This window comes from Streptomyces sp. NPDC051907 (assembly GCF_040681075.1).
Lineage (GTDB): Bacteria > Actinomycetota > Actinomycetes > Streptomycetales > Streptomycetaceae > Streptomyces.
The window spans coordinates 53,619-79,631 of record NZ_JBFAYB010000001.1; the positions used below are offsets into that span (position 1 = coordinate 53,619).

At 71.1% G+C, this 26,013-nt stretch carries 26 protein-coding genes and 1 riboswitch; of the genes, 9 read left to right on the forward strand and 17 right to left on the reverse strand.

Annotated features, from left to right (window positions below; all coding sequences use genetic code 11):
- Positions 1-40: 40 nt before the first annotated feature.
- Entirely contained in the window at positions 41-379 is a 339-nt protein-coding gene (locus tag AB0M39_RS00225; protein WP_365358431.1) for a DUF427 domain-containing protein, read from the forward strand.
- A gap of 96 nt (positions 380-475) precedes the next feature.
- Positions 476-1,282, forward strand: a complete 807-nt coding sequence (locus AB0M39_RS00230; RefSeq protein WP_365358433.1) for an alpha/beta hydrolase — start codon at positions 476-478, stop codon at positions 1,280-1,282.
- A 146-nt stretch (positions 1,283-1,428) separates the two neighbouring features.
- Here the strand turns inward: AB0M39_RS00230 and mnmA are convergent, their stop codons facing one another.
- Positions 1,429-2,553: a tRNA 2-thiouridine(34) synthase MnmA gene (mnmA, locus tag AB0M39_RS00235; protein ID WP_365358435.1), complete on the reverse strand. Its 1,125-nt coding sequence runs from the start codon at positions 2,551-2,553 to the stop codon at positions 1,429-1,431.
- Between the two features lie 61 nt (positions 2,554-2,614).
- Here mnmA and AB0M39_RS00240 point away from each other — a divergent pair, with 61 nt between their 5' ends.
- Positions 2,615-3,334 carry an N-acetylmuramoyl-L-alanine amidase gene (locus AB0M39_RS00240; protein ID WP_365358437.1) on the forward strand — a complete coding sequence of 240 codons (720 nt, stop codon included), beginning with the start codon at positions 2,615-2,617 and terminating at the stop codon, positions 3,332-3,334.
- 139 nt (positions 3,335-3,473) lie between these two features.
- On the opposite strand, the gene AB0M39_RS00245 is transcribed toward AB0M39_RS00240, so the two are convergent.
- The 3 genes from AB0M39_RS00245 to AB0M39_RS00255 all read right to left on the reverse strand — a co-directional run bounded on the left by AB0M39_RS00245 (position 3,474) and on the right by AB0M39_RS00255 (position 5,337).
- Entirely contained in the window at positions 3,474-4,637 is a 1,164-nt protein-coding gene (locus AB0M39_RS00245; RefSeq protein WP_365358439.1) for a cysteine desulfurase family protein, read from the reverse strand.
- A 113-nt stretch (positions 4,638-4,750) separates the two neighbouring features.
- Positions 4,751-5,185, reverse strand: coding sequence for a hypothetical protein (locus tag AB0M39_RS00250; RefSeq protein WP_365358441.1), 435 nt, complete (start codon positions 5,183-5,185; stop codon positions 4,751-4,753).
- Between the two features lie 8 nt (positions 5,186-5,193).
- A complete protein-coding gene (locus AB0M39_RS00255) occupies positions 5,194-5,337 on the reverse strand; it encodes a hypothetical protein (RefSeq protein ID WP_365358443.1) in 144 nt (47 codons plus the stop codon).
- A 103-nt stretch (positions 5,338-5,440) separates the two neighbouring features.
- Between AB0M39_RS00255 and AB0M39_RS00260 the strand changes: the two genes are divergently transcribed.
- Positions 5,441-6,055, forward strand: a complete 615-nt coding sequence (locus tag AB0M39_RS00260; RefSeq protein ID WP_365358445.1) for a TetR family transcriptional regulator — start codon at positions 5,441-5,443, stop codon at positions 6,053-6,055.
- A 481-nt stretch (positions 6,056-6,536) separates the two neighbouring features.
- Here AB0M39_RS00260 and AB0M39_RS00265 read toward each other — a convergent pair whose 3' ends face one another.
- The 10 genes from AB0M39_RS00265 to AB0M39_RS00310 form a co-directional block, all read right to left on the reverse strand.
- A complete protein-coding gene (locus AB0M39_RS00265) occupies positions 6,537-7,382 on the reverse strand; it encodes a thioesterase family protein (protein WP_365358447.1) in 846 nt (281 codons plus the stop codon).
- Positions 7,383-7,468: 86 nt separating this feature from the next.
- Positions 7,469-8,125 carry a trimeric intracellular cation channel family protein gene (locus AB0M39_RS00270; protein ID WP_365358449.1) on the reverse strand — a complete coding sequence of 219 codons (657 nt, stop codon included), beginning with the start codon at positions 8,123-8,125 and terminating at the stop codon, positions 7,469-7,471.
- Positions 8,126-8,143: 18 nt separating this feature from the next.
- Entirely contained in the window at positions 8,144-9,439 is a 1,296-nt protein-coding gene (locus AB0M39_RS00275; protein ID WP_365358797.1) for a dipeptide ABC transporter ATP-binding protein, read from the reverse strand.
- Positions 9,440-9,447: 8 nt separating this feature from the next.
- Complete coding sequence (locus tag AB0M39_RS00280; RefSeq protein ID WP_365358450.1) at positions 9,448-10,572, reverse strand: ABC transporter ATP-binding protein; 1,125 nt, start codon at positions 10,570-10,572, stop codon at positions 9,448-9,450.
- Positions 10,569-11,567 carry an ABC transporter permease gene (locus AB0M39_RS00285; RefSeq protein WP_365358452.1) on the reverse strand — a complete coding sequence of 333 codons (999 nt, stop codon included), beginning with the start codon at positions 11,565-11,567 and terminating at the stop codon, positions 10,569-10,571. The genes AB0M39_RS00280 and AB0M39_RS00285 overlap by 4 nt, the downstream gene beginning before the upstream one ends.
- A 155-nt stretch (positions 11,568-11,722) precedes the next feature.
- Positions 11,723-13,495 (reverse strand): ABC transporter substrate-binding protein, encoded by a 1,773-nt coding sequence (locus tag AB0M39_RS00290; RefSeq protein ID WP_365358454.1) that lies wholly within the window; start codon positions 13,493-13,495, stop codon positions 11,723-11,725.
- Positions 13,496-13,626: 131 nt separating this feature from the next.
- Positions 13,627-14,631: an ABC transporter permease gene (locus AB0M39_RS00295; RefSeq protein WP_365358456.1), complete on the reverse strand. Its 1,005-nt coding sequence runs from the start codon at positions 14,629-14,631 to the stop codon at positions 13,627-13,629.
- Between the two features lie 639 nt (positions 14,632-15,270).
- The gene (locus AB0M39_RS00300; RefSeq protein ID WP_365358458.1) at positions 15,271-16,065 is read right to left on the reverse strand and encodes an enhanced serine sensitivity protein SseB C-terminal domain-containing protein; all 795 of its coding nucleotides are present in this window, start codon (positions 16,063-16,065) and stop codon (positions 15,271-15,273) included.
- A 67-nt stretch (positions 16,066-16,132) separates the two neighbouring features.
- Complete coding sequence (locus AB0M39_RS00305) at positions 16,133-16,903, reverse strand: enhanced serine sensitivity protein SseB (protein WP_365358460.1); 771 nt, start codon at positions 16,901-16,903, stop codon at positions 16,133-16,135.
- A 543-nt stretch (positions 16,904-17,446) separates the two neighbouring features.
- Positions 17,447-18,112, reverse strand: coding sequence for an AAA family ATPase (locus AB0M39_RS00310; RefSeq protein ID WP_365358462.1), 666 nt, complete (start codon positions 18,110-18,112; stop codon positions 17,447-17,449).
- Between the two features lie 182 nt (positions 18,113-18,294).
- A riboswitch (glycine riboswitch) is annotated at positions 18,295-18,392 on the forward strand.
- Positions 18,393-18,542: 150 nt separating this feature from the next.
- Here AB0M39_RS00310 and gcvT point away from each other — a divergent pair.
- From gcvT to AB0M39_RS00330, 4 genes are all read left to right on the forward strand, one after another.
- Positions 18,543-19,658 carry a glycine cleavage system aminomethyltransferase GcvT gene (gene gcvT, locus AB0M39_RS00315; protein ID WP_365358464.1) on the forward strand — a complete coding sequence of 372 codons (1,116 nt, stop codon included), beginning with the start codon at positions 18,543-18,545 and terminating at the stop codon, positions 19,656-19,658.
- Positions 19,659-19,719: 61 nt separating this feature from the next.
- Complete coding sequence (gene gcvH, locus AB0M39_RS00320; protein WP_365358466.1) at positions 19,720-20,097, forward strand: glycine cleavage system protein GcvH; 378 nt, start codon at positions 19,720-19,722, stop codon at positions 20,095-20,097.
- Positions 20,098-20,109: 12 nt separating this feature from the next.
- The gene (gene glyA, locus AB0M39_RS00325) at positions 20,110-21,369 is read left to right on the forward strand and encodes a serine hydroxymethyltransferase (RefSeq protein ID WP_365358468.1); all 1,260 of its coding nucleotides are present in this window, start codon (positions 20,110-20,112) and stop codon (positions 21,367-21,369) included.
- A 570-nt stretch (positions 21,370-21,939) separates the two neighbouring features.
- Positions 21,940-23,322 (forward strand): L-serine ammonia-lyase, encoded by a 1,383-nt coding sequence (locus AB0M39_RS00330; protein WP_365358470.1) that lies wholly within the window; start codon positions 21,940-21,942, stop codon positions 23,320-23,322.
- Here AB0M39_RS00330 and AB0M39_RS00335 read toward each other — a convergent pair.
- The gene (locus tag AB0M39_RS00335; protein WP_365358799.1) at positions 23,309-24,208 is read right to left on the reverse strand and encodes a CopD family protein; all 900 of its coding nucleotides are present in this window, start codon (positions 24,206-24,208) and stop codon (positions 23,309-23,311) included. The two genes, AB0M39_RS00330 and AB0M39_RS00335, sit on opposite strands and share 14 nt — an antisense overlap.
- 291 nt (positions 24,209-24,499) lie before the next feature.
- Here AB0M39_RS00335 and AB0M39_RS00340 point away from each other — a divergent pair, with 291 nt between their 5' ends.
- Entirely contained in the window at positions 24,500-24,883 is a 384-nt protein-coding gene (locus AB0M39_RS00340; protein WP_365358472.1) for an STAS domain-containing protein, read from the forward strand.
- Between the two features lie 30 nt (positions 24,884-24,913).
- On the opposite strand, the gene AB0M39_RS00345 is transcribed toward AB0M39_RS00340, so the two are convergent.
- Positions 24,914-25,606, reverse strand: coding sequence for an ANTAR domain-containing protein (locus AB0M39_RS00345; RefSeq protein ID WP_365358474.1), 693 nt, complete (start codon positions 25,604-25,606; stop codon positions 24,914-24,916).
- 151 nt (positions 25,607-25,757) lie between these two features.
- Complete coding sequence (locus tag AB0M39_RS00350) at positions 25,758-25,973, reverse strand: EF-hand domain-containing protein (protein ID WP_365358476.1); 216 nt, start codon at positions 25,971-25,973, stop codon at positions 25,758-25,760.
- Positions 25,974-26,013 lie beyond the last annotated feature (40 nt).

Genomic DNA, 26,013 nt, shown 5'->3' on the forward strand with positions numbered 1-26,013 from the left:
GCCGGGAAGAAACGCGCGCCCTCCTAGCGCTGCAACCGCCATGACACAGACGCGCAGAGGACACCTCATCACCGTCGAGCAGGTCGCGGACCATGTACGCGTCGTGCACGACGGCCAGCTGATCGCGGAGAGCCGGCGGCCGCTGCTGCTGCGCGAGACGGGCCTGCCGGTCCGCTACTACCTCCCGCCCGAGGACGTGCGCACCGATGTGCTCACCGCCTCCCCCACCCGGACGCACTGCCCCTTCAAGGGCGAGGCCGCCTACTGGTCGCGGCCAGGGGCGCCCGATCTGGCGTGGGCGTACCTCGAGCCGATCGACGAAGTCGCCGCGATCAAGGGCCACTTCTGCTTCTACGACACCGAGGTCGTCCAGGACTGACGAGAGGAGCGTCGGGGAGCCTTCGGGAGAGTTGCCTTCGGGAGAATCCTCCCCGTCCGCCGATGAGTTCCGCTCCGCGCTCCGGTCACGACTTCTATGGACGACACCAACAAGACGCCCAGCAGGGCGAAATCGGCGGACGGCACGCTCATAGCGTACGAACAGCGGGGCGAGGGACCGCCGGTGGTGCTGGTCGGCGGCGCGCTGTGCACGGCGGCGTCGGACGCGCCGCTGGCCTCCCTCCTGGCGTCGCGGTTCTCCGTGTTCACCTATGACCGGCGCGGACGGGGCGCGAGCGGCGACACCGCTCCGTACGCCGTCGAGCGCGAGGTCGAGGATCTCGCGGCCGTCATCGCGCAGGCAGGCGGCGAGGCGTCCGTGCACGGCATGTCCTCGGGCGGGGCGCTGGCGCTGCGAGCGGCCTGCGACGGGCTGCCGATCGAGCGGCTGTCCGTCTACGAGCCGCCGTTCGAGACGAGTCCGGCGGTTCCGGCGGCCGACGGCGAGTGGGCCGCGTACGGCGTCCGGCTGCGCGAGCTGGTGGCCGAGGGACGGCTCGCCGACGCGCTCGCGCTGTTCCTTCGGACCGCCGGGATGCCCGCGCAGACGCTCGCCGAGATGCGCCTCGCGCCGATGTGGTCCGACCTGGAAGCGGTGGCGCACACCCTCGTCTACGACCGCGAGGTGCTGGGCGACGGTCGGGCGCCGCTGGAGCGGCTGCGCTCGGTCGACCAGCGGGTGATGGTCGTGGACGGCGGCGCGAGCCCCGGCTGGCTGCGGGAGACGGCGCGCACGGTGTCCGACTCCCTGCCGCGCGGCCGCCACTGCACGCTGACGGGCCAGACGCACGAGGTGGCGCCGCATGTGCTGGCGCCGGTGCTGGAGGAGTTCCTCGCCGGCTAGCGGCCGCCCCGGAGGCCGCAGGCAAGGAGCCCAGGGCAAAGGACCCACAGGGCACGGCGACGGACGCTCTCAGACGGACAGGGACGGACAGCGGGAACAGGCAGCGGGACAGGCAGCAGGGACAGACTCCCGGGACAGACCGCTGGTCAGGCGACCGACGCGGCTGCCCGCTCCGTCGTCGCGATCGTCGCCGAGCCCACCACGCGCGTGCCGTCGTACAGCACGATCGCCTGGCCGGGCGCCACGCCCCGCACCGGCTCGGCGAAGGAGACCCGGAGCTCGTCGTCGACCAGCTCCGCGGTCACCGGCGTCTCGCCGCCGTGCGCGCGCAGCTGCGCGGTGTACGTCCCCTGGCCCGCCGGCGCCGTCCCGCACCAGCGGGGCTTGATCGCACTCAGCCCGGTGACGTCGAGAGCCTCGACCGGGCCGACCGTCACCGTGTTGTTCACCGGCGAGATGTCCAGGACGTACCGCGGCTTCCCGTCGGGGGCGGGGTGGCCGATCCGCAGGCCCTTGCGCTGGCCGATCGTGAAGCCGAAGGCGCCCTCGTGGGTGCCCACCTTCGCGCCCGCCTCGTCGACGATGTCGCCCTCTGCCTTGCCGAGGCGGTTCGCGAGGAAGCCCTGGGTGTCGCCGTCCGCGATGAAGCAGATGTCATGGCTGTCGGGCTTCTTCGCCACGGCCAGACCGCGGCGCTCGGCCTCGGCGCGGATCTCGTCCTTGGTGGTGAGGGTGTCGCCGAGCGGGAACATGGCGTGGGCCAGCTGGCGCTCGTCGAGGACCCCGAGGACGTACGACTGGTCCTTGGCCATGTCGGAGGCGCGGTGCAGCTCGCGCGTGCCGTCCTCGTTGAGCACGACGGTCGCGTAGTGGCCGGTGCACACGGCGTCGAAGCCGAGCGCCAGCGCCTTGTCGAGCAGCGCGGCGAACTTGATCTTCTCGTTGCAGCGCAGGCACGGGTTGGGGGTGCGGCCGGCCTCGTACTCCGCGATGAAGTCCTCCACGACGTCCTCGCGGAAGCGCTCGGCGAGGTCCCAGACGTAGAAGGGGATGCCGATGACGTCCGCGGCTCGGCGGGCGTCGCGGGAGTCCTCGATGGTGCAGCAGCCGCGCGCGCCCGTGCGGAAGGACTGCGGGTTGGCGGAGAGCGCCAGGTGCACGCCGGTGACGTCGTGCCCGGCCTCGGCGGCGCGGGCGGCGGCGACGGCGGAGTCGACACCGCCCGACATGGCGGCGAGGACGCGGAGGGGGCGCTGGGAAGTCTGAGTCATAGCCATACCAGGGTAAGGGGCTCGGGGAACCTAAAGCTCGCGAGTAGGCGTTGTTGATCGCATGGGGAGCGAATCGAAGAGCGGCGCCGGGGGCGACGGGGCCCAGGGCGGCCAGCAGGCGGGGCCGGGCGGGCGGGGCGGCAGGCGCGGCGTGAGCCGTCGTGCCGTGCTGATCGGGGGCGGGGCCGCGCTGGTGGGCGGCGGCGTGCTCTGGCGGGACGACCTGCGCCGGCTGTGGTGGCGGCTGCCGGGGATGGCCAAGCCGCGCAAGGAGGGCGAGCTCGACCACGTGGGCGCGGAGTGGACGGCGGCCTCCCGGGCGAACTGGCGGCTCGCGGACCGCCCGGACGACTACCGCATCGACCGGGTGGTCATCCATGTCGTCCAGGGCAGCTATCCCACCGCGCTGAGGGTCTTCAAGAACCCGGGGCACGGGGCGGCGACGCACTATGTCGTCCGCAAGGACGGGCACGTGGCGCAGATGGTCCGCGAGCTGGACGTTGCCTTCCACTCCGGGAACCGCTCGTACAACGAACGCAGCGTCGGCATCGAGCACGAGGGGTTCGTGGACCGGCCGACCGACTTCACGGACGCGATGTACAGCTCGTCGGCGAAGCTGACGGCCGGGATCTGCGCGCGGTACGAGATACCGGTGGACCGGGAGCACATCATCGGGCACGTGGAGGTGCCGGGCACCGACCATACGGACCCGGGGCCGCACTGGGACTGGAACCGCTATATGGCGCTGGTCGCGAAGGCGAGGGAGAGGGCGGGGGGCTAAGGCCCCGGTCGGCCGGGGCGGACGGCTTGTCGCGGGTCGCACGTGGCCGGGTCGCCGGTCGCACGTCGCCGGCCGCCTGTCGCCGGTGTGGCCTCGGCGGGCGGCAGCCGCTCCTTCGCGCCCTGTCCGCTGGGTGAGACTAGGTGAGACCGGCTGTCCGCGCCCGCTCCACGGCCGGGCCGATCGCCTCGGCGACCGCGTCCACGTCCGCCTTGGTGGAGGTGTGGCCCAGGCTGAAGCGCAGCGTCCCGCGCGCCAGGTCCGGGTCCGCGCCGGCTGCCAGGAGTACGTGGCTGGGCTGGGCGACTCCGGCGGTGCAGGCCGAGCCGGTCGAGCACTGGATGCCCTGCGCGTCCAGGAGCAGCAGAAGGGAGTCGCCCTCGCAGCCGGGGAAGCTGAAGTGGGCGTTGGCGGGCAGCCGGCCGACCGGGTCGCCGCCGAGGATCGCGTCCGGGACGGCGCTCCGCACGGCGCGTACGAGGTCGTCGCGGAGGGAGCCGATTTCCCGGGCGAAGTCCGCGCGGCGCTCGGCGGCGATGCGGCCGGCTGCGGCGAAGGAGGCGATGGCGGGCGCGTCGAGGGTGCCGGAGCGCACGTGGCGCTCCTGGCCGCCGCCGTGCAGCACGGGGACGGGGCTGTACTCCCGGCCCAGGAGCAGTGCGCCGATGCCGTACGGACCGCCTATCTTGTGGCCCGAGACGGTCATGGCGGCGAGGCCGGACGCGGCGAAGTCGACGTCGAGCTGGCCGAAGGCCTGCACCGCGTCGGCGTGCAGCGGGACGTCGAACTCCTTCGCCACGGCGGAGAGTTCGGCGACGGGCATGACGGTGCCGATCTCGTTGTTGGCCCACATCACGGTGGCCAGCGCGACGTCGTCGGGGTTGCGCTCGACGGCCTCGCGCAGGGCGTCGGGGTGCACGCGTCCATAGGCGTCGACCGGCAGGAACTCGATGGTCGCGCCCTCGTGCTCACCGAGCCAGTCCACGGCGTCGAGGACGGCGTGGTGCTCGACGGGACTGGCGAGGACGCGGGTTCGGGCCGGGTCGGCGGCGCGTCTCGACCAGTACAGACCCTTGACGGCGAGGTTGTCGGCCTCGGTGCCGCCGGAGGTGAAGACGACCTCGCTCGGCCGTGCGCCGAGGGCGTCGGCCAGCGTCTCGCGGGCCTCCTCGACGGCGCGGCGGGCCCGGCGGCCGGCGGCGTGCAGCGCGGAGGCGTTGCCGGTGACGGTGAGCTGGGCGGTCATCGCCTCGACCGCCTCCGGCAGCATCGGAGTGGTCGCGGCGTGGTCGAGGTAAGCCATGGTGGCCACGATTCTACGAGGCGTGGCGGGGGCGCGGACGCGGCGCAGGGGTGCACGGCCGTGCGGGGGCGCATTCCCTGGCGCGTTCCGCGCTGGTCCGGACCGCGCTCTCGTCAGCCGCCGAAGCCCCAGACGACGTTTCCGTTGACGGTGACGAGCACGGCGAGCACCGCCAGATCAGCGAGGCCGAGGGCCAGGCCGAGCCAGGCGCGGAAGCGGCGTGCGGTGCCGCGCCACAGGGCGAGGGCGGCGAGTACGACCGCGATCGGGCCGAGCACGATGTTCATGACGAGCAGTCCGACGAGCCCGAGGACGAAGGCGGCGACGGCCATGCCGTCGGCGTCGTTCCGCCCGCGCGGGGCCGCTGCGGGCGCGGCGCCTGCCGAGGACTGCCCGGAGGAGGACTGGCTGGAAGGAGTGAGCCGGCCGGACGAGGCGCCGTCGGAGGCGGCGCGCTCGGATGCGGCGCGCTCGGACGGGTTGTTCGCTTCGGTGGCGCGGTCGCCGACGACTCGGTCGACGACGGCGCGGACAGAGGTGAGTTGCATGGTTGCGTTCAGCTCCTTCGCTCGCGCACGGCGAAGACGAGCAGCCATACGCCGATGAGGGCGGCGGCCACGACGGACACGGGCAAGGGGAGTTGAGTTACGGCGCCCAGCATGATCCCCAGAAGAAGGAGCACTGCGACGAGGGCGATCATCGTCTTCCTCTCGAATGTTGGGTGAACACTTGTGAGTACATCTGTTCACTGACTGACGAGTCTACTCTTCCTTTTCTGGGAGAACGGTTGTTTACTGAATGGCATGAGTCACACCGTCGGGATCCGTCAGGCCCAGAAACAGAAGACCCGCCAGGCCCTCATGGACGCGGCGCTCGCCCTGCTCGAGGAGCAGAGCCTGAGCAGCCTCGGCTTGCGCGAGGTGACGCGGGCGGTGGGCGTGGCCCCGACGGCGTTCTACCGGCACTTCCGGGACACGGCGGATCTCGGGGTGGCGCTCGTCGAGGAGGCGCTCGGCAGCCTCCACGCGCTGATCCGCGAGGCGCTCGCGGAGACCGGCGACGACGTGCGGATCGAGCGGACGGTCGCGCTCATCGCCGACCTGGTGCGCACCTCCCCGGCGCACGTCCGCTTCGTCGCGCGCGAGCAGCACGGCGGCGTCCAGCCGGTGCGGGAGGCGATACGCGCGCAACTGCGGCTGTTCGGGGACGAGGTGGCGGCGGCGTTCGCGGGCGAGCCGGAGACGCGGGGGTGGAGCGAGGAGGATCTGCGGATGCTGGCCGGGGTGTACGTCGACCACATGGTGATGACGGCGTCGGCGTTCCTGGAGGCGGGGCCCGAGGGGGAGGAGAGGGTCAGCTCGGTGGCCCGGCGTCAGCTGCGGCTGGTGAGTTTGGGGCGGCGTCACTGGCTGGACTGAGGTTGCGGCGGATGGCCCGGGGACCCCGGGCGGAGGCCCGTCCTCAAACGCCGGACCGGCTGGAACAGACCCCCGGGCCCAGGGCCGTCCTCAAACGCCGGACCGGCTGAAGCGGGTTCACGCGGATAGCCCGGGGACCCCCGGCCAAGGTGCGTCCTCAAACGCCGGACCGGCTGAAACGGGTTCACGCGGATAGCCCGGGCACCCCGGGCCGAGGTGCGTCCTCAAACGCCGGACCGGCTGGAACAGGCACCCCGGGCCCAGGGCCGTCCTCAGACGCCGGCACCCGCCGAAGTGCGCCCGCGCGGATAGCCCGGGGACCCCCCGCCGAGGTGCGTCCTCAAACGCCGGACCGGCTGGAACAGGCACCCCCGGGCGGAGAGCCGTCCTCAAACGCCGGACCGGCTGGAACAGGGACCCCCCGCCGAGGCCCGTCCTCAAACGCCGGACCGGCTGACGCACGCCCCCCCAACCAAGGGCCTCAGCCCTTTGACGTCTTCGCGAGTTGGCGGGACTGGGCCACCAGGCGGTTGGAGGAGTCCCAGACTTCTGCGTCCTCCTCCAGGAAGCCGCCCGCCAGGTTGCGGGTGGTGATGGAGACGCGGAGGGGGCCCGGGGCCGGGCGGCAGCGGATGTGGGTGGTCAGTTCGACCGTCGGGGTCCAGCCCTGCAGGCCCATCTCGAACGCCGTGGGGGGCAGCGCGTCCACCGTCAGGAGCAGCGAGAGCGGGTCCGCGTCCCGGCCGTCCGCCAGGCCGAACCATGCGCGCATCTCGCCCTTGCCCGACGGCGCGCCGAGCGCCCAGCCGATCGTCGCCGGGTCGAGCTTGATCATCAGGCGCTCGGTGATCGCCGAGCTCCCCGGGATGGGGGTCGGGCTGTCGGAGGGGCCGAGGCAGTGCTCGATGGGCGGGATGGCCGGGGGCTGAGCCGTCGTGCGGACCTCGTCCGGCAGTGCGTCCAGGTCTCCGTAGGTGGCCAGCACGCGGATGCGCTCGACCTCGGCACCGTCCTCGCCGTACTGGAACAGCGACGCCTGCCCGGTCGAGAGGGTCCGCCCGGTGCGGACGACCTCGGTCCGGATCACCGCGGGGCCCGGCTGCGACGCGGTGAGGTAGTGGGCCGAGACCGTGAAGGGGTCCGGGTGCGGCAGGGCCTCGCCGAGCGCCCGGCCGAGCAGCGCCAGCAGATAGCCGCCGTTGACGGCCTGGATGATCGTCCAGCCCGCGGAGAGCTCCGCGTCGTAGACGCCCGGTTCGCGCAAGGTGACAGCGGTGTCCCGGTCGAACTCGCTGTCCCCGATCAATGCCTGTGTCGCCTGTGCCATAGCGGCACGGTACAACAGGAAACTACTAAGCGGTAGCTTTTTCTGAGCGGTCGCAAGCACCCCGCAGCGCCCCGCCAGCACTCACCTCACTCCTCGACCGCCGACGACCGCCGGTTCCAGGCCCTCGGCGCCCGCCAGTGGTACTTCATCGCGAGCAGCCTCAGTGCGAACGCCGTCACCACCGCCAGCACGCTCGTCACCGCGTTCAGCACGTCGAAGCGGATGCACAGCACGATCATCGTCGCGCCGACGATCGCCGGCACCGCGTACAGATCCCGGTCCCAGCGCAGCAGCGACGGAACCTCGTTCGCCAGCACGTCGCGCAGCACACCGCCGCCGACCGCCGTGGCCAGGCCCAGCACGGCCGAGGCGGTGAGGCCGAGGCCGTACTCGTACGCCTTCATCGTGCCCGTCACACAGAACAGCCCGAGCCCGGCGGCGTCGAAGACGTTGACGCCGGCCTGGATGCGCTCGACCTGCGGATGCAGGAAGAACACCAGGCCGGCCGCCACCAGCGGCATCGTGAAGTACCCGAGGTCGGTGAAGGCCGCGGGCGGCACGGCGCCGATGATCAGGTCACGGAGAAGCCCTCCGCCCAGCGCGGTGACCTCTGCGAGCACCGCGATGCCGAACACGTCGAAGTTCTTGCGTACGGCGAGCAGTGCGCCGGAGATCGCGAAGACGAAGATCCCGACGAGGTCGAGCGCATGCTGGACGGAGGGCGTGAACAGTTCTTGGAGCACCGCACGATTGTGCCGTCTCTACTCCTTGACGACGTCCTTCGAGGTCGGGTCGGCATCCTTCGCGTCGGATGCCCCGGTTTCGGCAGACGCCTCGGTTTCGGCGGACACCTCGGTTTCGGCGGACACCTCGGCATCGGACGACGCCTCGACGCCCTCCGCGCCCTTCTCAGCCGCCGTGCCCTCCGCAGCCTCCTCGGCCGCCGCGACCTCGCTCGCCGGCGCCACCGAGACGATCTCGATCGCCTCCCTCGCCGACGCCAGCACCGGCCCCTCCCCCGGCGCCTGGTCCGCCGCGTTCTCCGGGTGGTGGCAGGCCACCTGCTGGCCCGGCTTGAGCGCGATCAGCGGCGGCTCCTGCGTCTTGCAGATCTCCGTCGCCTTCCAGCACCGGGTGTGGAAGCGGCAGCCCGCCGGCGGCGCGATCGGCGAGGGCACGTCTCCCTTGAGGAGGATCCGCTCACTCTTCACGCCCCGACGCCGCGGGTCCGGCACCGGGACGGCCGACATCAGCGCCTTCGTGTACGGGTGCATCGGCGCCTCGTACAGCGACTTGCGGTCCGCCAGCTCCACGATCTTGCCGAGGTACATGACCGCGATCCGGTCCGACACATGCCGGATGACCGACAGGTCGTGCGCGACGATCACATAGGTGAGGCCCAGCTCGGACTGGAGGTCGTCCAGCAGGTTCACGACCTGCGCCTGGATGGAGACGTCCAGCGCCGACACCGGCTCGTCCGCCACGACCAGCTTCGGCTTGAGCGCGAGAGCGCGCGCGATGCCGATGCGCTGGCGCTGGCCGCCGGAGAATTCGTGCGGATAGCGGTTGTAGTGCTCGGGGTTGAGGCCCACCAGCTCGAGCAGCCGCTGGACCTCCTTCTTGACCCCGCCCTCGGGCTTGACGCCCTGGAGCTTGAACGGCGCGGAGACGATCGTGCCGATCGTGTGCCGCGGGTTCAGCGAGGAGTACGGGTCCTGGAAGATCATCTGGACGTCTCGCCGCAGCGGGCGCATCTTGGCGACGCCCAGGTGCGTGATGTCATGACCCTGGAACTCGATCTTCCCGGCGGTCGGCTCGAGCAGCCGCGTGATCAGCCGGCCCATCGTCGACTTGCCGCAGCCCGACTCGCCGACCACGCCCAGGGTCTCGCCGGGACGGACGTCGAAGGTCAGCCCGTCGACCGCCTGGACGGCCCCGGCCTGCCGCTGGAGCAGCCCCTTGCGGATGGGGAAGTGCTTGACCAGGCCCTCGACCTTCAGCAGCGCCTCGGGCTCGGCCGCCGACGTGCCGACGGCCGGCTGCTGGGGGATCTTCACGTTTTCGCTCACAGCTTGGGCGCAATCTCTTCGGTCCAGATCCGCGTCCGCTCGTCCTGCGACATATGGCAGGCGGAGAAGTGCCGGCTGCCGACCTGGCGGAGCTCGGGGCGCACGGTGCGCGTCAGGTTGTCCTTGGGCACGTCGGCATACGGGCAACGCGGGTTGAAGGCACAGCCGTCGGGGATGTTGATCAGGCTGGGCGGCGAGCCCTTGACCGGGATGAGGCGCTCGGTCTGGTCCCGGTCGATGCGGGGCATCGAGCCCAGCAGGCCCCAGGTGTAGGGGTGCTGCGGCTCGTAGAAGACCTGCTCGGCCGGACCGCGCTCCACGCACCGGCCGCCGTACATCACCAGGATGTCGTCGGCCAGCTCGGCGACGACGCCGAGGTCGTGGGTGATGACGATGACCGCGGAGCCGAACTCCTTCTGCAGATCCCGGATCAGGTCGAGGATCTGCGCCTGGACCGTGACGTCCAGCGCGGTCGTCGGCTCGTCGGCGATCAGCAGCTCGGGGTTGTTGACCAGCGACATGGCGATCATCGCGCGCTGGCGCATACCGCCGGAGAACTCGTGCGGGTAGTTGTCCACCCGCTTGTCCGGCTGCGGGATGCCCACCCGGTCGAGCATCTCGACGGCCCGCTTGCGCGCGACCTTCTTGTCGACGTCGTGGTGGACCTGGTACGCCTCGGTGATCTGGCGGCCGATCGTGTAGTACGGGTGCAGCGCGGAGAGCGGATCCTGGAAGATCATCGCCATGTTGCGGCCGCGCAGATCGCGCACCTCGTCCTGGTCAGCGCCGAGCAGCTCCTTGCCGTCCAGCCAGACCTCGCCGGAGATCCGCGCCTTGCGCCGGCCGTACTGGCCCGCGGTGTGCAGTCCCATGATGCCGAGCGAGGTGACGGACTTCCCGGAGCCGGACTCGCCGACGATGCCGAGGGTCTTGCCCTTCTCCAGCTGGAAGCTGAGTCCGTCGACGGACTTGACCAGGCCGTCGTCGGTGGGGAAGTGGATCTTGAGGTCGCGTACTTCAAGGAACGCGGTGGGGGCGGGCGAGCCGACCGCGGCCGGCTCCCCCAGTGCGGTGCCGGTCACGGCGAGATCCTCGGTGCTGGGCTTGTCGAGAGGGGTCATCCGATCCTCACTCGCGGGTCGATGACGGCGTACAGCAGGTCGACCAGCAGGCTCGCGACAGAGATGAACAGTGCCGCGAACAGGGTGACGCCGAGGATCAGCGGAAGGTCCTTGGAGTTGATCGAGTCGATCGCGAGCCGGCCGAGGCCCGGCAGGTTGTACGTGGACTCGGTGAGCACCGCTCCGCCCAGCAGCGCGCCCAGGTCCAGACCAAGCAGGGTCAGCACCGGAGTCCAGGTCGAGCGCATCGCGTGCCGCCCGATGACGACCCGCTCCGTCAGCCCCTTGGCGCGGGCCGTGCGGATGTAGTCCTCGCCCATGATCTCCAGCATGGTGGCCCGGGTGAGGCGGGCGTACATCGCCGCGTACAGGAACGCGAGGGTGATCCACGGCAGGATCAGCGTCTGGAACCACTGCGCCGGGTCCTCGCCGAGCGGCGCGAACTCACCGCTGACCCAGCCCAGCTGGTAGCTGAAGACGGCGAGCGAGAGCAGACCGGTGAAGTAGATGGGGAGCGAGACGCCGGCCAGCGCGACGGTCATCGCGGCCCGGTCCCACAGGGTGCCCCGGCGCAGCGCGGAGACGACTCCGGCGGCGACGCCGCCGACGACCCAGAGCAGGACGGCGCCGGCCGCGAGGGACATGGTGACCGGGATCGCCTCGGTCAGCTGCGGCCACACCTCCTGCTCGGTGCGGAAGGAGTAGCCGAAGCAGGGGGCCGGACAGTGCGTGACATCCGTGCCGTTGGCGTAGTCCCTACCGACGAACAGGGCCTGGACGAAGTGCCAGAACTGCACCAGCACAGGGTCGGAGAGGCCCAGCTTCTGCCGGATTCCCTCGATGGAGGCGGGGTCGGTCTGCTTGCCGGCGAAGAGATACGCCGGGTCGGAGCCGGCCCACTTCGGGAGCACGAAGAAGATGACGAAGGTCGTCAGAGTGACGACCATCAGCATCATGGCGACGGCGAACAAGCGCCGGATGACGTAAGCAAGCACTGTGCGCGGCCCGGCGGCGGCCCGGAGATCCCGGATTACGGGTTCCCCGGACCGCCGCCCGAGGCCATCACCTGCCCTTCGGGACTGGCGGGTTGGGCGATGGTGGGTGGTGACTCGTCACGAGGGACGGATGTTCGCGGTGGAGCGAACGGCTTCTACTTGACGACGCCCAGGGAGACGTAGTCGTAGCGGCCGTTGTACGCCGCGGTGGAGTAGGCGTTCGTCAGCCGCGAGCTGCGCCAGGTGAAGTTCTTCTCGTAGATGAACGGCATCTGGACGGCGAGGTCCGCGACCGCGTGGTTCATCTCCTTGTAGATCTCGGCGGCCTTCGCCGGGTCGGTCTCCTTCAGAGCGTCGTCGAAGAGCTTGTTGATCTTCGGGTCGTTCGTCTCGGAGACGTTGTAGTTGCCGTTGGCGACGATGAAGCGGCCGTCGACCAGCGGCTGGGAGAAGCCCTGGCCGGTCGGGAAGTCCGGGCCCCAGCCGGTCATGACCAGACCGAGACCGCGCTTCTTCACCACGGCCGGCGAGCCGGTGATGCTGGAGGACTCGGCGCCGTCGATCGGGTCGACCTCGGCCTTGATGCCGACGGCCTGCAGGGACTGCTGCAGCGCCTCGGCGGTCTGGACCTCGCCCGGGTTGTTGGTGCGCGCGCTGATGTTGGTGCTGAAGCCCTCGGGCTTGCCGCACTTCTTCAGGGCTTCCTTGGCCTTGGCGACGTCCGGCTTGCCCTCACGGGCGAGGATGCCGTACGGGTCGTAGTCGTCCGAGCCCTTGATGGACTTGGGCAGCATGTTCGTGGCGATCTCGCCGCCGGCGGTCGGGCCGCCGCGGACCGTCTGCATCGACTTGTAGTCGGCCGCGTAGATCACGGCCTTGCGGCACTCGACGTTGTCGAACGGCGGGACCTTGGTGGCGATGTCGACGTACCGGATGAAGCTGGTCTCGATGTTGTCGACGTTGCCCTTGTGCTGCTTGAGCGCAGAGGTACGGCCCGACTGGGACATGCCGGTGGCGTTCAGGTCGAGGTCGTACTCGCCCTTGATGAGCAGCTGGTCGATCGCCTCGATGTTGGAGTTGATCGTGACCGTGATCTTGTCCGGCAGCGCGGCGCGGATCGGGTCGGAGGCCTTCTGCCACTTGTCGTTGCGGACGAGGACGGCGCCCTTCTTCGGGGTGTACGACTCGAACTTGTACGGGCCCGAGGAGAACGGCTTCAGCTGGTACTTCGCCGCGGTGTCCTTCTCCTTCTTCACCGGGGAGCCGGCCGGCATCGCGAGCATCTGCTCGAAGTCGCCGTTCGGGGTCGCCAGGTTGAAGACGATGGTCTTGTCGTTCGGCGTCTCGATCGCCTTCAGGCCGAGCTTGTCGGCGGAGGTGTCCTTGTAGGGACCCTTGTACTCGTTCTTGGGGTCGAGGACCTGGCGCAGGTAGGCCGGGCCGCCGGTGATGACGTCCGTGGCCCAGATGCGCTCGATGCCGTACTTGATGTCCTTGGAGGTGATCGGCGTGCCGTCCTCCCAGGTGATCCCGTCGCGCAGCTCGTAGGTGTAGGTCTTGCCGTCGTTGGAGACGACGCCCTTCGCCTTGGCGAGGTCGGGGACGAGCTCGGCGCCGCCCTGGCCCGGCTTGGGCGCGTAGGAGACCAGCTGGCGCGCGTAGAACCGGGAGAAGTCCCAGGCCATGCCGTAGTACTGGCGCTGCGGGTCGGTGGAGTCGAAGTCCTGCTTGCCGATGAACTTCAGCGTGCCGCCCGTCTTGGTGGACGCGTTGGCGACGCCCTTGACTCCGGCGTTGTAGCCGGCGGCCTTGCCGTCGCCGTTGTTCTTGGAACCGCCGCCACCGCACGCCGCGGTGGTCGTGAGCGCGGCCACGACCAGCGCCGCACCGGCGATCTGCCTGCTCCTCGACGAACGTAGGGGTTTCATTGTTGCTGCAACCTCCGGAGTAGCGCGGTTCTTGGCAGGGCGCCGGGGAACCATCGGGGAGCCGCCTGACCGAAGTGGCAGGGGCGCGTTCAGTTGTCTGCGGCCGGACGGCGCCGCTGGGGGTGACGCCGTCAACGGGTTCCCTTGGGGTCGAGCGCATCGCGCACACCGTCGCCGAAGAGGTTGAAGGCCAGTACCGTCACGAAGATCGCCAGGCCCGGGACGACCATGAAGGTCGGGTCGGACTGATAGGTGTCCACCGCCGTGTCGAGCATCTGACCCCACGAGGCGGTCGGCGGCTTCACACCCGCCCCGAGGAAGCTGAGCGCGGCCTCGGTGAGGATGTTGGTGGGGATCATCAGGGTCGTGTAGACGGTGATCGGCGCGGCCAGGTTGGGCAGCAGCTCCTTGAAGAGCACGTACCGCTGGCCGGCGCCGAGGCTGCGGGCGGCCTCGACGTACTCCTTCTCGCGCAGCGAGAGCGTCTGGCCTCGGACGATGCGACCCACATACGGCCAGCCGAAGAAGCCGATGACCGCGACCAGGACCGCGATGCGGACATTTGATCCGGTCAGTCCCAACAGCTCGTTGGGGAGCACCGACACCAGGGAGATGATGAAGAGCAGCTGCGGGAAGGCGAGCAGCATGTCCATCACTCGGCTGATGATCGAGTCCACCCAGCCGCCGAAGTAGCCGGCGACGATGCCGAAGACCGTGCCGAGCAGCACGGCCACCAGCGCCGCGAGGAACGCCACGAGCAGCGAGATCCGGGCGCCGTAGACGACGCGGCTGAACACGTCGCGGCCGTTGCCGGGCTCGACGCCGAGGAGGAACTCGGAGCTGATGCCGCCGAACGCCTCCTTCGGGGTGCCGAACAGCGGGTCGATCTCGTCCTGGTGGAACTCGTTGGGCGGGTGGCCGAGGAGGCTCACGATGAGCGGCGCGAAGATCGCCACGAGGATGAGGAAGATGACGACGACGCCGCCGGCGAGCGCGAGCTTGTCCCGCTTGAGGCGAGTCCAGGCGATCTGCCGCAGCGACCGCCCCTCGACGGACTTCTTGACTACGTCCGCCGCGACCTCGCCGGCTGCGGTCTTCTCCGCGTCCGCGCTCGTGTCGTGCATTGGTGCCGTCATCGTGGTGGGAACCCCTCTCGGCCGGAGGTGACCGGCCCGTACCCGCCGCTGTAGCGGCTTGGTTCACAACAGGTGGTGCACGTGGAGCTTTCGGTACGAGACGTACGTGTTAAGCGCGCCGTACACGGGGGCGAATCTCCCCTTGCTGCGGGAGTCTTCAATGGCGCTGCGATCAGCCGCCAGACCCGGCGGGGAATGGTTGCTCAAACGTGATGCGTGGTGAGGGGTTCCGTTATACGGACGCAACCGGTGGCTGAGCGGAACGCCATCTACCGTGTATGGGACGAAAGTTGACCGACGTATCGCCATGCGGACAACGGGGGTCTAACGGCGTAATGGGAGGTTACTGGTCTATACGAGGGGGGTGGGCGGGGCGAGTGCTGTCTCCCCGGTACGGCCTCCGGCCGTGTCCTCAATCGCCGGACGGGCTGGATTCTCCACCCCACCCGGCGATTTGAGGCGCATGTTCAGTCCCTGGGGGTCCCCCCGGACGACACCAAGCCCCGCCGGTGTTTCAGGCGCACACTCAGCCCCGTGGGGGTCCCCCCGGACGGAGTCTGGGGGAGATTGAGGCGCGGGGTCCGGGGCAGCGCCCCGCAAGGGCCCGCACCGCGTCAACTGGCCCCGCAAGCAACCCGACTAGCGACCCTGCGGCGGCGGGAACCCGTAGCCCCCGCCCCCCGGCGCCCCCTGCGCCCCATGCGAGTCCCGGTCGTAGAACGGCCTCGCGTTCGCCCGCAGCCACATCGTCACCGGGTCGTACTCGTCCGACATCGCCACCGTCGACACCGGCAGCCCGTCCGGCACCGCCGTGATCGACTGCTGCATCATCGCGCGCGCCGCGTCGACCGACGGCCGGCCCGTGTCGTACAGATCCAGCCCGATCGCCAGATACGGCGCCCCCAGCGCCGGCTGCACCCACGCGCGCCGCAGGGAGCGGATCGCCGAGGTCCGGTGGGCGTTCTGGGAGAGCAGGGCGTAGAAGTGCGGGATCTCGACGGCCGGTTCGGACAGCCGCAGCGGGCCCGCCGGCATCCGGTCGAGGCCCGTCGCGATGCGGCGCAGGTCGAGCCAGGGGATGCCCACGCCGCCTCCCGGCGCATGGGGGTTGAGCCAGATGCCCCAGCGGTCCGGATAGAGCGTCCGTGCGATGTCGAGTCCGCTGACCACCTCGTGCGCCCGGTTCCAGCCGGAGACGGAGAGCTCCTGGGCGGAGGTGACGCAGGGCGCGTAGCCGACCCCGTCGACCTCCATGTTTCCGTACTGCGCGTCGGGCGAGCCCGCCTGGCCGTGCCAGAGCAGCATCCAGACCTGGCCGCTCGACGGGTCGGCGATGGCGTGCAGGAGTGCCTCGTACGCGTCATAGCGTCCGGGAGTCACCTGGCGCAGCATGTGTTCGACCTGCCCGGCCGCCGCGGTGCCTGACGCGCTCACCCTGGGTCCCGCCCCTCTTCGATCGACTGCTCCAGCTTAGACGGCAGTCCTGACACCGACTTGACGACTACGCGGGCTGTCGCTGATAGAAGGGCCGGACCCGCTCAAGCATCCACTCTCCGACGGGGTCCTGCGCGACGTCCAGAAGGACGAGATTCACGGGCCAGCCCACCTGTACGCGGCCCAGCGCCCGGCCGAGCGCGTCCATGGGCGCGTTGCGGTCCGCGGCCTCCCAGGAGGACAGCTGGACGCCGATGAACAGGGTCGGGGCGTCGCCCTCGATCGAGGCCAGCGCCCGCCGGGCGCTCAGCACCACGCCCGACGCCGCGAACTCGTCGGCCGCCGCCGCGAGGAAGTCGACGGGCTCCTGCTGCCAGTCCGGCTCGAAGAGCCGCACCCGGCCGCCGCTCGCGGGCCCGTCCAGGGGGGTGCGCCCGACCCGGCACAGCTCCGCCACCGCGGGCGGCGGCAGCGGCACGCCCACGGCGCCGCCGGGGTTGACCGCGATGCCGAGCTGCGGCGGCAGTCCCCGCGCGAACTCGCGCGCAGGCGCGACGGTGAAGGACATATGGCTGCCGACGCACTGGAGGAACTGCTGCTCGGAGCTGTAGACCGGTACGTACGCCGCTCCCTCGAGCTCCATGGTCGGCAGGTCCAGATCGCGGCTGTCGGGCGAGCCGCCGTTGGGCAGAGGCACCCATACATGGCTGCGCCCGAGTACCTCGATCAGCCGTCCGCCGGCCGCGGGGCTGCCGACCGAGGCGGCCATGGTCTCTTCGAGCTCGTTCCCAGGCCAGCCGCCATAGGGATGCGGATGGGCTTGCTCCGGTGTGTGCATGTGCGGTCCTTCTCCCCCGGCCTTCCATGGATCGGCGCCACCGGCACTGGCGCCATCCGACCCTAGCGCCGTACGAACGCCGGGCGACGGCAGGCCCGCCCATAGGACGGCTCAGAGGCAGCTCCAGGCCGTCGGGAGAGGATCTCCAGGCCGACGCGTAAGCCGCTCCATGCCAGCTCAGGGCTCTGCCCAGCGGCGCCTCAGCCGCTCAGGCGCCGTAAAGCCGCCGTAGCCGCTCAGGGCTTGCCAGCACCACCCTCGGCGCCGCAAAGCCGCCATAGCCGCTCGGGGCTCCTCGGCACTGTCCCCAGCACCGCAAAGCCGCTATAGCCGCTCTGTGCCTCTCAGCACCACCCTCGGCACCTCATAGCCGCCATAGCCGCTCGGGACTCCTCAGCACTGTCCCCAGCACCGCATCGCCGCCATAGCCACTCGGGGCATCTCAGCACTGCCCGTGGCGCCCCACAACCGCCACAGCCGCCCGGAACTCCTCCGCACCGCCCCCGGCGCCCCAGCCCCAGGCGCCCCGCCCCCAGGCCGTTCCTACGGCGCGTCGAAGCCGATTCGTCCCAGCGTCGCCGCCGCGTCCCGGTCCAGCAGCACCGCCGAGGCGCACCCCTGCGGGAGCCTGCCCCGCTCGGCGTCGGAGATCAGCCGGCCGACCGCGCGGCGGTGCCGGGCGAAGGCGTAGCCGGAGACGCCCCGGCCGCGCTCCCGCTGGCCCGCGCGGGCCACGGCCGGCGACACGTCCAGCAGCACCAGATGCAGCGCGCTCCCCCGCCTGCGCGCCTCGCGCGCGAGCCAGCGGCGCACCCAGGTCTGCGTCCCGCAGTCGTGGACGACGACGCTCTCGCCCGACCGCAGCGCCCGCCGCAGCCCGGCGTAGTGCGCGATCCGCACGAGCGGGCGGTAGACGGCGTACGGCAGCATGCGGGGCATCCGGGCGTCCCACCGGTCCCGGGCGTCCTGGGAGTCGATGCCCAGGCCGCGGGCGGCGCGCCGGATCAGCGTCGACTTCCCGCTGCCGGGCAGGCCGGAGACGACCACCACGTCGCCCGGCGCGAAGTCCAGGGCGCGCGGGCTGCGCCCGACGCGGTCCCGCAGGTCGCGCAGGACCGGCGCAGCCGTTCCGAGCAGTCGGGCGGGCATACCCGGCCGAGCGGGCACCCCCGCGGTCGTCGCATAAGCCTCGGGCCCCTGCAACGTCATCAGCCTCCCCCAAGTTCGGGTCACCCCACCCTTGCCCATGAAGTGTAAAGAAACGGTAATGCGACACAACCGTTTTGCCGTCGGTCGCCCACTTCGCCGCCCCGCGATCACATTCCGGGCCGGACACCCCACTACCCCGGGATGCGTGCAATGATGTGCGCGCCAACTGCATACAGGCCGCTTGAATCCGCGCGGGAGAGTCCTGGCCACTGTGTGTGCCGGGCGCCGAAGGAGCAAGTTCCTCCCTTGAATCTCTCAGGCCCCGTACCGCGTGCGATGAGGCAGATCTGAAAAGCGAGCCGCCGTCGAGCGGCTCCACCCAAGGTGCAAGTCACGACCACCGGTACGCGTGGTCGGGACGAACCTCTCAGGTTCCGATGACAGATGGGGAGGATCGTCCTCGCCTGGCCATGCCCTGGGAGCCACATCTATGAGCACTGCCCCCCGTCTGACCGCCCTCGACGCCCTGCACCGCTCGCTGGGCGCGACCATGACCGACTTCGCGGGCTGGGACATGCCGCTTCGGTACGCCAGCGAGCGCGACGAGCACAACGCCGTCCGCACCAAGGCCGGCCTCTTCGACCTCTCGCACATGGGCGAGATCACCGTCACCGGCCCGCAGGCCGTCGCCCTGCTGGACTACGCGCTGGTCGGCAACATCAGCACGGTCGGCACGGGCCGCGCGCGCTACACGCACATCTGTCAGGAGGACGGCGGGATCGTCGACGACCTGATCGTCTACCGCCTGGGCGAGACCGAATACATGGTCGTCGCCAACGCGGGCAACGCGCAGATCGTGCTGGACGCTCTCACCGCCCGCGCCGCCGGCTTCGACGCCGAGGTCCGCGACGACCGGGACGCGTACGCCCTGATCGCCGTCCAGGGGCCCGAGTCCCCCGGCATCCTGAAGTCGCTGACGGACGCCGACCTGGACAATCTGAAGTACTACGCGGGCCTGCCGGGCACGGTCGCCGGGGTTCCCGCCCTGATCGCCCGCACCGGCTACACCGGCGAGGACGGCTTCGAGCTCTTCGTCGAGCCGCAGCACGCCGAGAAGCTGTGGCAGGCGCTGACCGAGGCCGGCGCGCCGGCCGGGCTGATCCCCTGCGGCCTCTCCTGCCGCGACACGCTGCGCCTGGAGGCCGGCATGCCGCTGTACGGGCATGAGCTGACCACCTCGCTGACCCCGTTCGACGCGGGGCTCGGCCGGGTCGTGAAGTTCGAGAAGGAGGGCGACTTCGTGGGGCGCACGGCGCTCGAGGCCGCCGCCGAGCGCGCCGAGTCGAACCCGCCGCGCAAGCTGGTCGGCCTGATCGCCGAGGGCCGCAGGGTGCCGCGCGCCGGCATGTCCGTCGTCGTGGGCGGCGAGGTCGTCGGCGAGGTCACCTCCGGCGCGCCGTCGCCGACGCTCGGCAAGCCGATCGCCATGGCGTACGTGGACGCCGCGCACGCGGCCCCCGGCAGCGCGGGCGTCGGCGTCGACGTCCGCGGCGCGCACGAGCCGTACGAGGTCGTGGCGCTGCCGTTCTACAAGCGCCAGAAGTGACGCGCTCCACACTCCCCAGCCCGTTCACCAGCACTCCCCCGCGTACAGGAGAATTCAGCTCATGAGCAACCCCCAGCAGCTGCGCTACAGCAAGGAGCACGAGTGGCTGTCGACCGCCGAGGACGGCGTGTCGACGGTCGGCATCACGGAGCACGCGGCCAACGCGCTCGGCGACGTGGTGTACGTCCAGCTCCCGGAGGTCGGCGCCACGGTGACCGCGGGCGAGACCTGCGGTGAGCTGGAGTCGACCAAGTCGGTCAGCGACCTCTACTCGCCGGTCTCCGGCGAGGTCGTCGAAGCCAACCAGCACGTCGTGGAGGACCCGTCGCTGGTGAACTCCGCGCCCTTCGAGGGCGGCTGGCTCTTCAAGGTGCGCGTCACGGACGAGCCGGGCGACCTGCTCTCCGCGAACGAGTACACCGAGTTCTCCGGCGCCTAAGGACGGATGGCCATGTCTCTTCTCAACACCTCTCTCCACGAGCTGGACCCGGACGTCGCCGCTGCTGTCGACGCCGAGCTCCACCGTCAGCAGTCCACCCTCGAGATGATCGCGTCGGAGAACTTCGCTCCGGTCGCGGTCATGGAGGCCCAGGGCTCGGTCCTCACCAACAAGTACGCCGAGGGCTACCCCGGCCGCCGCTACTACGGCGGCTGCGAGCACGTCGACGTCGTCGAGCAGATCGCGATCGACCGGATCAAGGCGCTGTTCGGCGCCGAGGCCGCGAACGTGCAGCCCCACTCGGGCGCGCAGGCCAACGCGGCCGCGATGTTCGCGCTGCTCAAGCCCGGCGACACGATCATGGGCCTGAACCTCGCGCACGGCGGGCACCTGACCCACGGCATGAAGATCAACTTCTCCGGCAAGCTCTACAACGTCGTCCCCTACCACGTCGACGACGCCACCGGCCAGGTCGACATGGCCGAGGTCGAGCGGCTCGCCAAGGAGTCCAAGCCGAAGCTGATCGTCGCCGGCTGGTCCGCCTACCCCCGCCAGCTGGACTTCGCCGCGTTCCGCCGGATCGCCGACGAGGTCGGCGCGTACCTGATGGTCGACATGGCGCACTTCGCCGGCCTGGTCGCCGCGGGCCTGCACCCCAACCCGGTGCCGCACGCCCACGTCGTGACCACCACCACGCACAAGACCCTCGGCGGTCCGCGCGGCGGCGTGATCCTCTCGACGCAGGAGCTCGCCAAGAAGATCAACTCCGCGGTCTTCCCCGGCCAGCAGGGCGGCCCCCTCGAGCACGTCATCGCGGCCAAGGCGGTCTCCTTCAAGGTCGCGGCCTCCGAGGACTTCAAGGAGCGCCAGCAGCGCACCCTGGACGGCGCGCGCATCCTGGCCGAGCGCCTGGTGCAGGCCGACGTCGGCGAGCACGGCGTCTCGGTCCTGTCCGGCGGCACGGACGTGCACCTGGTCCTGGTGGACCTGCGCAACTCCGAGCTGGACGGCCAGCAGGCCGAGGACCGCCTCCACGAGCTCGGCATCACGGTCAACCGCAACGCCATCCCCAACGACCCGCGGCCGCCGATGGTGACCTCGGGCCTGCGGATCGGCACCCCGGCGCTGGCCACCCGCGGCTTCCAGGACGAGGACTTCCGCGAGGTCGCGGACATCATCGCCGAGGCGCTGAAGCCGTCCTACGACGCCGATTCGCTGAAGGCGCGCGTGAGCGCCCTGGCCGCGAAGCACCCGCTGTACCCGACGCTCTGACACTCGGGTCCACGGCACAGGACGGGCCCGCACCCCGCACGACCGGGTGCGGGCCCGTCCCATGCGGGAGGTCTGCGGTGCGCGGGAACGGGTAGCAGCCTCACGAGGCGAAACGATTCTGTGCAGCGTGCGCCATACTGGCCGACGCGCACCGCGCCGGGAGGCCGGCCGCCTCACGGGCGGAGCCCCGGCTCCGGCCGGGCACCGCGTCCCGCTCCCCGGCGGGCGCACAGAGCCCGATCCGCCGTCCATCGGATCCGTCGTCCGCGAGGGTCCGTCGTCCATACGATCCGCCGTCCACACGGTCCGTCGTCCGCGAGGGTCCGCCGATCGCAGGTCCGGGCACGCTCGGGGGCCTCGCCCCCATCCGTCCGCCCGGGAGCGGCGCAGGCCGTGTGCCGCGCGTGTGAGACACGCCACCCGGCCCTCGCGACTGTTCCCCGCCTGCAATCTCCAGGAGCCGATGCCGTCACTCGATCGAGTTACGCTCGTCTTCTACAAATACTCCTTAACTTCGCAAAAAGTCTCTTCCGCACCGCCCACCACGAGCAGACAAGGGAGTCCGCCACCGTGGCCATCTCCGTCTTCGACCTCTTCTCCATCGGCATCGGCCCGTCGTCCTCCCACACCGTCGGCCCGATGCGCGCCGCCCGGATGTTCGTCGGCCGGCTCAAGAAGGACGGACTCCTCGCCCAGACCGCCTCCGTGCGCGCCGAGCTGTTCGGCTCGCTGGGGGCCACCGGGCACGGCCACGGCACGCCCAAGGCCGTGCTGCTGGGCCTGGAGGGCCACTCCCCCCGCACCGTCGACGTCGAGGGCGCCGACGACCAGGTGGAGCGCATCCGGCAGAGCGGCAGGCTGCGGCTGATGGGCGCGGAGATAGGGACCGCCCACGAGATCGACTTCGACGAGCCGAGCCAGCTGATCCTGCACCGCCGCCGCGCCCTGCCCTACCACGCCAACGGCATGACCCTCTTCGCCTACGACGCCTCCGGCGCCCCGCTGCTGGAGAAGACGTACTACTCGGTCGGCGGCGGCTTCGTCGTCGACGAGGACGCCGTCGGCGAGGACCGGATCAAGCTCGACGACACCGTCCTGAAGTACCCCTTCCGCACCGGCGACGAGCTGCTGCGCCTCGCGAGCGACACCGGCCTGTCCATCTCCGCGCTGATGCTGGAGAACGAGAAGGCCTGGCGCACCGAGGAGGAGATCCGCGAGGGCCTGCTGGAGATCTGGCGCGTCATGCAGGGCTGCGTCACGCGCGGCATGTCCCGCGAGGGGATCCTGCCCGGCGGCCTCAAGGTCCGCCGCCGCGCCGCGAACTCCGCCCGCAAGCTCCGCTCCGAGGGCGACCCGCTGGCCCACGCCATGGAGTGGATCACCCTCTACGCCATGGCGGTCAACGAGGAGAACGCCGCCGGCGGCCGCGTCGTCACCGCCCCGACCAACGGCGCCGCCGGCATCATCCCGGCGGTCCTGCACTACTACATGAACTTCGTGCCCGGCGCCGACGAGGACGGCGTGGTCCGCTTCCTCCTGTCCGCCGGCGCGATCGGCATGCTCTTCAAGGAGAACGCCTCGATCTCCGGCGCGGAGGTCGGCTGCCAGGGCGAGGTCGGCTCCGCCTGCTCCATGGCCGCCGGCGCGCTCGCCGAGGTCCTCGGCGGCAGCCCCGCCCAGGTCGAGAACGCCGCCGAGATCGGCATGGAGCACAACCTCGGCCTGACCTGCGACCCCGTCGGCGGCCTCGTCCAGATCCCCTGCATCGAGCGCAACGGCATGGCCGCCGTCAAGGCCGTCACCGCCGCCAAGATGGCCATGCGCGGCGACGGCAGCCACAAGGTCTCCCTCGACAAGGTCATCAAGACCATGAAGGAGACCGGCGCGGACATGTCCGTCAAGTACAAGGAGACCGCCCGCGGCGGCCTCGCGGTGAACATCATCGAATGCTGAGCCAGTGGGGGTCGGGCACCGCTGTCAAGATCGCCGACAGCAGCACGACCCCCGCCAGCACGCCCAGCTCGAGGCGGGCGGGCGGCCGGGCGTCCTTGCCGCGGGTCAGTCTGCGGCGCGCGACGAGTGCCAGCGCGCACGCGAGCGCCACCAGGACGAGCTTGGCGATCAGCACCCTGCCGTACGCCGTCGTGAACACCACGTCCGCAGGCAGTCTGCGCAGCGTGGAGGCCGTGCCGGTCGCGGCGAGCACGACGAAGAGCCAGGCGGCGAGCCGGGCGTAGCGCACGAACGCCTCCCGGCCGCCGCGGCGCAGCCACGCGGTGCGCAGGACGTACAGCAGTCCGCCCGCCCACAGCGAGGCCGCCGTCAGATGCAGGGCGGTGAGCGCGGCGCCGATCTCGGGGCTGTACGGCTCGGGGTGCGCGCGCAGCGCCTCCGCGCCGACGACGACGGCCAGCGGGCCGGCCGCCCAGCCCTCCCGCTTCAGGAAGACGCACCCCGCCGCCGCGAGGAAGCCGTTGGCCATCAGGAGCAGCAGCTGGCCTTCCCTGGTGCCGTAGGCCGAGGCGAGGTCGAGGCCGCTGACCTGGGCCAGCCGCAGGATCTGACCGCCTGAGGCCAGCGCGCCCGCCAGGGCGGCCGACAGCGCCCAGCTCCGCGGCAGCGGGCCCGCGCCGACCAGCCGGGCTCCGGCCAGCTCCCCGAGGTGCACCGCGAGCGCGGCGCAGACGGCGGCGCGCAGCACGGTGACGGTTCCGGCGGCCGGTATGCGCAGTTCGCCGGTGCCGCGCCCGGCGACGTCGACGCCGAGCAGCGCGAGCGCCAGGGCGGCGAGCGCGCCGCCGACGAGCAGCCAGGGCACCGCCCCCGAGCGCCGCCGGATCGCCGTCGCGGCCGGCGCCGCCAAGGGCGGCTCCGCCTCGCGGCTGCCGGGTATCTTGGGCTCGTCGCCGCGATCGGGGTGTCCGGAGAGCGTCACGTCGCGATCGTCCCTGGACGACCAAGCTCGCAGCAAGTCAAGGATGTTCACCAGACTTCACCCAGACGGGTGAGTTTTCCGAGGTCCGAACGTTTCTTCTCCTCCGCGCCGCCAGCACCGCGCATTAATCTCACAAACCTGCTCACCCAAGCCCCCGGTGGCCAGATCTCGACCGACGCACCGAGGAGACTCACCATGACCGAGGGGCTCACATCGAGGCCGTCCGGATTACACGCTCCGCTCCCCGGCCCGTACGGCCGGGTGTACCGCAGCGGCGAGCGCACCGTCGTCGAGCTCCACGGCGAGATCGACATCGCCGCGACCACGGTGATCGGCGCGTATCTCGACGTGGTCAGCGCGATACACGCGCATGAGGTCGTCGTCGATCTGACGCGCGTGGAGTTCTTCGACTGCTCGGGACTGGCGCTGCTGTGCCGCACGCGGCGACGGATCGCCGAGAGCGACGGCCGACTGTGGGTGGTGTGCGAACGGCCCGCGGTGCTGCGCGTCTTCCGGGCGGGCGGGGTGCTCGCGCTGTTCGGCCCGGTGGCGACGCTCGACGAGGCGCTGCGGCAGTAGCCGGCCCTGCCGGGCCGGTCGGCGCCAGGCCTACGAACGGCCGCCCGAGCGCGCGTCGACGCCCGCCTCCAGCAGCAGCGTGCCGTCCACGACGCTCGCCGCCACGTCCCGCAGCTTCATCCGGTGCGTCCTGGCGTGCGCACGCAGCACCCGGAACGCCTCGGTCGGGGTGACTCGCCAGCGCTCGGCGAGCATCCCCTTCGCCTGCTCGATCAGGACCCGGCTGTCCAGGGCCCCGCTGAGCTGGTCGACGGTCCGCCGGGTCTCGCGCAGCGTGCGCGCGTGCCCGAGGAGCAGCGCGAAGAGATCGCCGAGCTCCTGCACCGGCTGGAGCCCGGCCAGGCCGGCCTCGGACAACGCGGCGTCGGAGCTGAGCAGTTGCAGTACGCCGACGGGGCCCTCGCCCCCGCGTCCCAGCGGCAGCACGGCGGCCGCGACGTAGCCCTCCGCGAGGGCGCGCGCGGCGAACTCGGGCCAGGGGCCCTTCTGCCGTAGATCGATGCCGGCCAGCGGCCGGCCGGTGCGCAGGCACTCGAAGGCGGGGCCGTCGCAGCCAGGACCGTCGAAGGCGCCTTCGCCGACGAGCAGGACGCTCGCCGAGTCGACCGGCAGCAGTTCCCGGGCGCACGAGCCAAGGCGGCGCGGCAGATCGGCCTCGGACCCGTCGCGGAGCACGGCGGCCAGCCCGACGGCGCTCTTGAGCCATGCGGACGCTCGCTCCACGGACCTCACCCCACCCCGTATCCCGGCGGACTCCCAGGCATCCCGGCCGACTCCCCAGCGCCCGATCGTACTTGAGTGAACGGCACGCGGCCCCCGGCTCAATTCCAAGAGTCCTAGGGGCCGCGGAAGGCGCGTCGGCGGATCAGCCGGGTCAGCTCTTGTTCAGAGAGGCCCAGAACTCGTCGAAGGTCAGCAGGCCGTCGCCGTTGCCGTCCTTGGTCTTGATCACTGCCTCGGCGACCGTCTCGGTGACGTTGAAGTCGCCCAGCTGCGCCATCGCGCTCTTGTACTCGGCCGCCGTGATCCTGCCGTCGCCGTCCAGGTCGATGCGCTCGAACGCCCTGCGCGCCTCTTCGATGTCCGCCACTGGTTCCGCCCCTTCTTGGTGCATTGCTGACGGCAGTCAG